At 65.7% G+C, this 9,013-nt stretch carries 6 protein-coding genes; all 6 read right to left on the reverse strand.

Annotated features, from left to right (window positions below; all coding sequences use genetic code 11):
- A partial coding sequence (gene eccCa, locus JO059_RS14525; protein ID WP_293319842.1) for a type VII secretion protein EccCa occupies nt 1–3,234 on the reverse strand: 3,234 nt, incomplete at its 3' end.
- A 2-nt stretch (nt 3,235–3,236) separates the two neighbouring features.
- A complete protein-coding gene (gene eccB / locus JO059_RS14530; RefSeq protein ID WP_293319844.1) occupies nt 3,237–4,721 on the reverse strand; it encodes a type VII secretion protein EccB in 1,485 nt (494 codons plus the stop codon).
- Nucleotides 4,722–4,724: 3 nt separating this feature from the next.
- Nucleotides 4,725–5,606 (reverse strand): DUF4226 domain-containing protein, encoded by an 882-nt coding sequence (locus JO059_RS14535; protein WP_293319846.1) that lies wholly within the window; start codon nt 5,604–5,606, stop codon nt 4,725–4,727.
- A complete protein-coding gene (locus JO059_RS14540; protein WP_293319848.1) occupies nt 5,584–5,922 on the reverse strand; it encodes a DUF2710 family protein in 339 nt (112 codons plus the stop codon). The genes JO059_RS14535 and JO059_RS14540 overlap by 23 nt, the downstream gene beginning before the upstream one ends.
- A 180-nt stretch (nt 5,923–6,102) precedes the next feature.
- Nucleotides 6,103–7,029, reverse strand: a complete 927-nt coding sequence (locus JO059_RS14545; RefSeq protein WP_293319852.1) for a hypothetical protein — start codon at nt 7,027–7,029, stop codon at nt 6,103–6,105.
- Between the two features lie 100 nt (nt 7,030–7,129).
- On the reverse strand, nt 7,130–8,311 hold the full coding sequence (locus tag JO059_RS14550; protein ID WP_293319850.1) for a DUF5631 domain-containing protein: 1,182 nt from the start codon (nt 8,309–8,311) through the stop codon (nt 7,130–7,132).
- Nucleotides 8,312–9,013 lie beyond the last annotated feature (702 nt).

Consider the following 9,013-nt stretch of genomic DNA (forward strand, 5'->3'; position numbering starts at 1 on the left):
GATCGCCGAATGGCCCATCTGGCTCTCGCCGGGTTCGGCCAGCCGCAACTGTATTCGCGCTGTGGCATTCTGCAGCAGCTTCTGCCGTTGCCCGTGAATCCAGCCTCCCGCGCTGCACATCACGTGCACTCCGTACTCGGGGCCGCGGCTGCTCAGCGAGATGATACGATCGCCCAGAAGCATGTCTTTCGTGTAGAGGTCGTCGTAATCATCGACCACCACGAAGACGTCGCCGAACGCGTCGTTGGGGTCTGTGCCCCCGAGCCCGTCGCTGCCCGGGCCGAATCGGCGCTCCCGGAACCCGTCGAGATCGATGTTGGCGCGCCGGAACGCATCCTCGCGGGCATCGATCAGGGCATCCATGCTGCTCAAAATGCGCTCGATGCCCTCGGTGTCCTTGGGCGACACGATGTCCGCGATGTGCGGCAATGAACCCACTTGGGCCATGGTCGCCCCACCTACGCAGAAGAACGTCACCCGCGACGGGGTGTACATCATCGCAGCCGAGCACATGAGCGTCATCAAAGTCGTTGTCTTGCCGCGCTGTTTGGCCCCCACCACAATGATGTTGCTGCGCAACGCATCGACGGAATGCACAACCTGCTTGGATTCTTCCGGAATGTCCATGACGCCCACCGGAAACACCAGACCCGGGTTATCGCCGTAATCGACGTGCCATGGCCTGCCCCGCCACCCGGCCACCAGCGCATCAACGGGTTCCGGATTCTCCAACGGCTCCAACCACGGCCGGCGGGGCGCCCGGTGCGGCACCTTTCGCAGCGACTCCCGCAACACGTCGACGATCTTCTTCTTCTTGAAACCGTCTTCATGCAAGAGGAATTCGTCGGGCTCTTCGTCGGCGGCCGATGCGGCCTGCAGCGCCGCCGCATCCGATTGCTCCAACGGCTGGTACTGCCAGTTGTAGAGCCGGGGCTGCGTCAACGTCATGTCGACGGTCCGGACCACCTGCCGTTTCTTCGGCACCACGAAAGGCGCCGACAGATAAAAGCACCGGAACGGCTCCAGGTCGCGGGGGCCCACCTTCAGCAGCGCGAAACCGTTCTCCTTGGAAGGCAAATGGTAGGCGGCGTCCGTCCCGATCACCTCGCGGCTGTCATCGCCCGACTCGGCGCACAGGGCGATCCGAAAGGCAATGTTGGACTTGACTTTCTGCAGCGACGAAAGGTCCAGTCGTTGGCCGCCCAGCATGAAAAACACGTTGGCGCCGCGGCCCTCCTGACCGATGTGAATGATCAGGTTGATCCACTTGTCGTGGTTGGCGAACAGCTCGAGATACTCGTCCACGATCACCAGCAACACCGGCACCGGGGGGAGGTCGCGGCCGGCAAGCCGGATCTCCTCGTAGTCGTTGGCGTCGCGGGCCCCCACCGACGTGAAAAGCTCATAGCGCTGCTTTATTTCACCGTCGATGACCCTGCGCATCCGTTCAGCCAGATGCCGTTCGTCCTTGCCCAGGTTCGACAGCGCCGCCACCACGTGCGGGAGGCCCAGGATGTCTTGGGCGGCCGATTCAAACTTCATGTCGACGAAGATGACGTTGAAGGTCTCGGGCGAATGCGTCAGCGCGATCCCGTACACCAGCGACAAGAAGAACTCCGATTTGCCCGACCCGCTGGTACCGATGACCACCGAGTGAAAACCGAAGCCGCCGAAGTCCTTTGCGCGGATGATGATGTTTTGCAGCTCTCCGTTGGGCTTGGCGCCCACCGGGATCTCCGACCACCGCTCGTCGCCTCGGCCCCGCCGCTCGGCCCACAAGCGATCGACATCCAGTTCACGGGGATCGCTGATTCCCAGGGATCGGAGCAGCTCGGCCGCGCCGCTGCTTGAATCAGTGATCTCGCTGCTGCTCGTCGGCGACCACCGCGCCATCGCGCGCGCATACCGGTATGCCCGCGGAATCGGAAGCTGGTCGGCGTGCGCGAAGAACTTGCCGCCCGTGCGCAACAGCGGCGCCGGACGGTTGTCGCCATGGTCGACCGCGTCGCTGTTCCGGCGGGCTTTGGCCGAGCCGTCGGACGCGGCGGTCACCGTGGAGTCGTGCCGCTCGCTCATCTCGTAGAGCTGGTCTTTGGCGAAGCCCACTCCGATGCCGATCCGTGAGGCGATGCGCAGCACGGTGATTCCGGCCTTGCCGACTTGGCCGACGACACTCTCCCAGGCCTCGGGGCTGCCCGTGTTGTCGTCGACGATGACCCAGTGCGGACCCAATTCCGCCGTGGGATCGGCCGGGGCCGTCTCCAGCGCCGAACCTATCGTGGTCGGGCTGGGGACCGCCGGCGGGGCCCACTGGCCGCGCTTGCCCTTCATGTGCAGTTCGGCGCCCAGCGCCTCCTCCAGCTCCTCGGGTGTGGCGAACACCAGCCGCCGCCACCCGCAGGCATCGAACAGCTCGTCGTGCAGGTTGTGGGGCAACCACACCATCCAGGACCACAGCTCCGGGTTGCGCGTGACCACCATCAACTTGACATCGCGAGGGTTGTGAAAAACGGCCAGCGAGCACAACACCGACCGCATCAGCGACCGGACGCGGCCCAGATCGTCGCCGACGAAGCTGAAGCCCGGTGCCGACCGCAGATTCACCACCTTGGCGATGTCCCGAATCTTCCGTTGTTCCAGAATGAAATCGCGCAACGCCTGACCGGTGACGGGCTCCAGCTCCTCGTCGGACGCAATGTCGGGCCAGGTCACCGACAACACCGAGTCCGGGGCGTGCTGCACACCCGTGCCCAGCCGAACCTCCAGGAAGTCGACGTCGCCGCGTCCACGCTCCCACATCCTGGGGCCGCCGATGATCGCTCCCAACCCATGCGGATCGGAATGCACCGCCTGCTGCCAATTGCGTTGCGCGCATACCGCTTTCTGAATCTCGTCGCGGTTGCTGTCCAGGTCGCGAAGGTAGCGGCGCCGGCCCTTTTCCAACTCACCCCACGTGATCTTGCGCGCACGCCCGAATCGACCGGAGAACGCCAGCATGCTGAACGCCCCGATACCCATCAGCGGGAAGAACCCGGTCGATAGGCTGCGCACCCCCGATACGTAGAGCATCACGATCGTGCCGATCAGTGCGACGATCAACGCCGGCACCCCGATCATGACCCAGATGTTGCGCGGCTCGCGTTCCGGCAGAGCTATCGGCGCAGCCGGGGCTACCCGAACCGGTTTCGGCGGTTGGATCTTCGCACGGTTGATGGGAAACGCCCTTTTTGACATCCCTAGCCTCCCGCCTTGGCCGACGTGGTCAGCGCCGTCGCCTGCCCGGCCGCCGGTACCGTGTCGCGTGCCACCAGCGCTGCTTGCTGCGACAGCGCCGGCCCCGCGGCAAAGGTGCGCAACAACGGCCACGGCGCCTGCACGGCCGCGGCCGGATCCAGGCCGAGGGCGCGCAGCGTCGAGTCGTCGGCGGCGATGCCGAACCGCACGCCGTTATCGGACACCCAAAACAAAGACTCCCTCGAGTCGCTGGTGACCACTCCGCTCGTGGACGTGACGAAGTTCGCCGCACCTGGCAACAGCAGCACCTGATTGGCAACAACCGACCCCGGGTCGCGATCGTCACGTACCAGCCGAACGATCCGGTTGTCCATCGACGGCGGAATCGGAAGCCCACGGCCGTTGTAGATGACGATTCGCGCCTGCGGATCCGTCGACGCCTTCTCCCATGACACGCACGTCGACGGATTCGCAGTGGAGTCAATGAAGTTCAGTCGCCCGCTCGGGTAGTAGTCAACCGGCAATGAGCTCACTTCAGGAATGTTGACCAGCACGTCGGGCGTCACCGTCCGCGGCGATGTCGATCCATAGGAGTTGGCACTGCGCAGCAGGTCGGCCACGAACGCTCCGATTTTTTGCACACCATCGACCAGCAGCACATAGAACTGGGCGCCGCTACCGGCCGTTTGAGCCTGCAGCACCGCACCCACCTGCGAGCCCGGCAGGAACTTCGACGGACTTCCGGCCTCGGGCACGTTGGGCACCCGCAATGGCTCGGTGGCCGGCAGACCGTCGAAGAGCGCCCTCGAAATCTCCACCGGCACAGTCGCTCCGGGGTCAAGCCCCAGGCTCAAGGTGACCGCCCTCTCGGCGGGATCGACCTGCGAGCGCTTACCGTCCCAGATCACGTAGGTGGCGCCTTCGAACGTCACCAGCAGCGCGGCACCGCTAGCCATCGGCATTGCCCGGCCACCGGTGAGCTGGCCGCCGATCGCGGTCACCACGGGCTTATCCGAGGTGTGCGGTCGTCCCGCCGTGTCGCACAGCGCCCACGCCGACACGGCGCCGCGGTTCACCGGCATGGCCGCCGGGGCGCCCGGTATCCCCAGCAGGGGGCCCGTCGGATACTTCGCGATCTCGGCGGGCTTCACCCATGTCGGCTGCCCGGCGATACCCGTCGCCAGCCGTGCGGAAGTCAGATTCAGTGCGGGATATAGCCGTCCGTCGATGCGCGCGTATATCGCCCCCGACTCGCGGTCGCCGACAATCGCGGAATCACCCACGACGCCGCTGGGTTTGAGCACGTTCAGCAGCACCATCCAGCCCGCCGCGATGATCACCAACACCACCGAGAGCGCCAGCGCCGCGGTCTGTTTGCGGTCGTCGTGTTTCATGCGCACCGAGAAACGGGTGGTCGCCGCCCGGAGGCGCCGGTTATAAAACAGGTGCCCCGAATTCTGGTCGCGGTTCGACAAACTCAATGGCATTGGTCAGTAACCCCTGGGTATGCGGCGGGGATCCGCCTGCTGAATCCGATCGGCCAAATCCGATGCGTCGGCGGCGACGCCGTAGTGACGACGCGCATAGTTGATGAAGGCGCAGGCCTGCGCAACCAGATCGTGAATGCTGGTCGAGGTCCCCGGCTCGTGATAGTGCTCGAACGTTGGGGCGATGAATTGCCATGCGCCTCTGCTGGGCGTCCCACGGGCCGCGTTGGAATCGACGGTGTTTTCAGCGTCGGCGTCGTAGCTCGACTCGCGGCGAGCCACCAGATCCATCCCCCGCTCCCACCGAGCCCGCGCCCTGGGATCATGAATTCCCTTGATATCCAACGCTTTGTGGATGGCGGCCAACACGGCGGCGCGCCCGCCTCCGCCGGCGGTTGCCCGCAACCGTACGAAATGCAGCCGCCGCACCCGGTCCGCCATCGACCGCGCCCGGGAACGGGCTCGCAGAATGTGGCGGTGCTGCGCGCGCAACCGCGCTGCCATCCGAGTTATCGCCTCCCGACGCCCCATCGGAGTATCGGCCGCCGGCGTCACATCGGTCACGGCGTCGGCCAGGACACGTCTCGTGGCCGCCCTGGCGTTGGAACGGTCGGCTCGCGCTGTCACGAGGATGGTGTTCAGCGCGCAATCGGTCTCGGCAGACCGGTGCAGCCTCGTCGCCAAGGCGCGTGACCGCAGCGCCGCTCGCTCGGACGATCCGGCCGAATTGGCGGCTTGCCGTATCCGCTCGGCGCGGGCGCGCGTCGCCGCAGGCGTATCGCCGAGGCCGCCGCCGACATCGGCGCCGACGAACAAGTTGTGGCCACGGACCAAAGCGCCCACCGCCCGCGTCATCAGCGGGTCATTCAACGGTGCCCCCACCATAGTTTCGATCGAAATCGGCCTGCGCTTCTTCGCGCAATGCCTCAAAAACCATATTCAGTCGATCCGCCAACTCGCGCGAGGTATAGGACGTCATCACATGCGGAGCCAGCGACAAACCGGTGAGTCGCCCGTCCGAATTACAGACTGCATAGACGTCACCCACGTCGGCGGTGTACGTCACCGACTCCTGTGCGGCCAGAACCGCCTCCCACTTTTCGAAATTCGCCTTCAGGTCGGCCAAGACCTGGTCGACCAGGGCCTTGTCCTGCGCATGCCCTTCCGGGCGCAGAGCATCCGGACCCGACCTTTCAGCCACCGCTCGCTGACCTTCCGCCCGCCAGGTGTTCGGTGGCCTGACCGGACCCAAGGCGGATCGTCCGTAGTACGTCCGTCGCTGCCGACGTCGATGTGGCAGGTGCGAGGTTAGCTGTCATGGCTGCCGTCGTGCCGACCGATCCCATGAGCTGTCAAACAAATTCGACGAATTCCCGGCAACCTATTCTTGCGGTTCTTCATCTGTCGGCATAATCACGATCCGCCGGTTAGGGCGGGCGACGACGGGCGGTTTGCCGTCACCAGACTTGGTCACGGGAACACTCGGCGGAACGGTCAAGCGGCCCTTGACCGGCTGGCCGTTGGGGACGGCGGGAACCGTCACGCGCTTTTCGGTGGGTTTGTCTTTGCCGCCACCATCACCGTGGGCTCCCATGGCCCCTGGCACCATCGGCATGCCAGCCATGCCCGCCGGACCCGCGGGCGCCGGGGCCCCGCCCGTTGGTGTTACTGCTGGCGCCCTGAGCGATGCTGCAGCCGGGGTCGTCGGGGGTGAGGAAGCCGGGACGGGCGGCGGACCGAGGTAGCCAGTTGGGGTCGTGCCACCACCACCGCCGAGGCCACCACCACCGCCGCCGCCACTGCCAAGAGCGGCTTCTCCGGAGCTCCCGCCGTCGAGCACCGGCCCTTCTGCTGCCATATCGGACAACGCCGCCTCCGCCGCGCCGCTGCCCTTCGCTGCTCCCATCACCGGCTGAATAGCGCTCTCTGCGGCCTGCATGGCCTGTTGCGGAAGCTGCGTGAGCGGCCCCATGATGCCGCCGGCGGCGCCGGCGATCGCACCAGCGATGCCGGACGCCATCTGCTGGATCATCTGTGGTATCTGCTGGAACTGTTGCGCCGCATTTTCCTCATTGGCCGGAAACTTCTGCGCGGCGTCGGCCGCATGTGCCCTACGGTCCAGGTCGCCCTGTGCGCTGGCGGCCTGGTCACCGGGCACGCCGATATTTCCGGCGTTCAAGAGGCCGGTGACAGCTTGGTCGGCCGGCGTCCCCCCGGGTACGCCGGCGGCGTCGAACGGCAGTACCGGTGGGCCCGGCGGCGCCGCAGCTATCCCGCTATAAGTCCCCGGGCTTGCCTTGATCGGGATTCCGCCCGTCATGATTACACCTCGAACATCGTGTGGAGCGACCCGCGTGAGCCGTGTCCCCGTGGGTCGCATCGTAAGGGGCCAACCATTCCAAAGGTAGTCATGGCAGTTGGGCCGAGACCGCTTCGTACCACGCCACGTGGTAGTGCGCCAGGGATTCGTGGCCTTCGATCAGGGCTTCGATGGCTGCCAGCAACATCCAGTCGGCGACCCGCGCTAGGTCGTGCGGATCCCCGAGTGCCTTCTGGCACGAAGAGTGCAGCTCTTGGTGCAGCAGATCGATCTCGTTGTCGGTTACTCCCGTATTGCGCGTGGCCGCTTGTACCAGAGTCTGGGCGATTCGCGGCAAACCGTCGCGGCGTCGCACGGCCGCGACCAGCGCGGGCCCCAGCTCCTCCACTCTTGGCCCGCTGCGGGCCACGCGATCGCCGGTGAGGCTGGGGTCATCGGGTCCAGGTTTGGCGACAAACCCGTTGGCGTTGTGCACCGCGGCGGCGCTGACCGCACCGAGCAGATCCATGATGGTGGCGTCGGGTCTTCGCACTGCAGGCTCCAAGAGTCGGTTCACGCCGGTCGGGATCTTCACGTTCGGCGGGATCCAACCGCTTCCGATGTTGCCGACCAGGAGCGTGGTTCCGTCGTCACGCAGTCCGGCACCCCAGGACAAGTCCGGGGCCTGGCGCGCCACCGCATCGACGAGGCGTTGCAATCGCTGTTGTTCGGCGGTCCGGCTGGAGGTGTCGCCAGCCACGGCGCCGGCTGCCGCCGACCAGGCCGACGCGCCCACGGGGTTTGCCGCACTCGTCCCAGACTGCCCCGCTGGTGTCCGTTGGACCGTGGACAGCAACTGGCCGCTCGGGGACGGCGGAGATGACGACGACGAGGCCACCGGCGCCCCGGACACCGGCGTGGTTGGGGCCGACACCGCCGGTGAGCCGACGATGGGCGGACGCAGATCAGCCCCGTAAGCCGGCAGCGGCCCTGCGGGAGTTGGCGGCGCGCCGGCAGTGGGAGTTATCGGCGCAGCCACCGGTCCGCCGGTCACCACCGCCGGCGTGGCCGGGGCGGCGCTACCGCCAGTCGGCACAATCGGGGCGGCGGCCGCGGTCGCCGGGGCAGCTGAGCCATGGTCCACCGCGGCCGGTTCGACGGCTCCGGTGATGGTCGGTGCCGTTACCGGCGGCACGACCGGCGGCTGCGGCGACGAAGGGGACGTCGCGGCGGCGTCGAGCAGGCCCTCCGACAACTTATGCGCGCCCACGGATGCTGGCTGACCTGTCATCATCCCTGCTTGAAATGAACTTCCCAGCTGGCTTGGCGAGGGCCCGCCGAAGCCAGCCGGCGGTGAGATTCCGCCTCCGGCCAGTGGCGAGGTCAGCGGTTGGGTACCTGGAACATGTGCGCCGGTTTCGGTAGAGGCGGCGACGGAAGGGGCGCTAATTGGGCCGCCACTGGGTTGCACTCCCCCGAACCCACTACTATCGCCGGCGTTGACCCCAACTGCGCGGCTACCGTCGGTCAGCGTGCTGCTATGTACCCCGGCAACGCTCTGGGTGCCTATGCCTTTGGTGCCTTCAATACCGCCAACCGGTTGGACTTCCCCACCAGCAGCTAGACCGACGCACCGTTTCCCGACGTTTGTTCTCAGCCCCTGATTGTTTAAGAACTCCTGGGCTGAAATCGCCATTCCCTCAGCACTGAGGATCTTTTGTGTGGCGTCGGCTATAGCTGCAACTGCGGCGCTAGCCTTATGCTCAGCGAAGCCATTCGCTTCTGCGATTAGCTGCGCGATTTTTGGCCCTTTCGTCGCCACAGGCTCTTTAGAGTTTTCGATAGTCGAGATTCGCTGGTTATAATCATCGGCGATTCCTAATAGCCCGTCCCGCAAGCTATCGATTGCATCTGCGCCCTTGTCGAACGCAATGACTTTGGCATGATATTTTTCGGCTAAATCAAGATGGTACTTTTCGCCTTGCTGAAACCG

The sequence above is a fragment of the Mycobacterium sp. genome (assembly GCF_019247615.1).
Lineage (GTDB): Bacteria > Actinomycetota > Actinomycetes > Mycobacteriales > Mycobacteriaceae > Mycobacterium.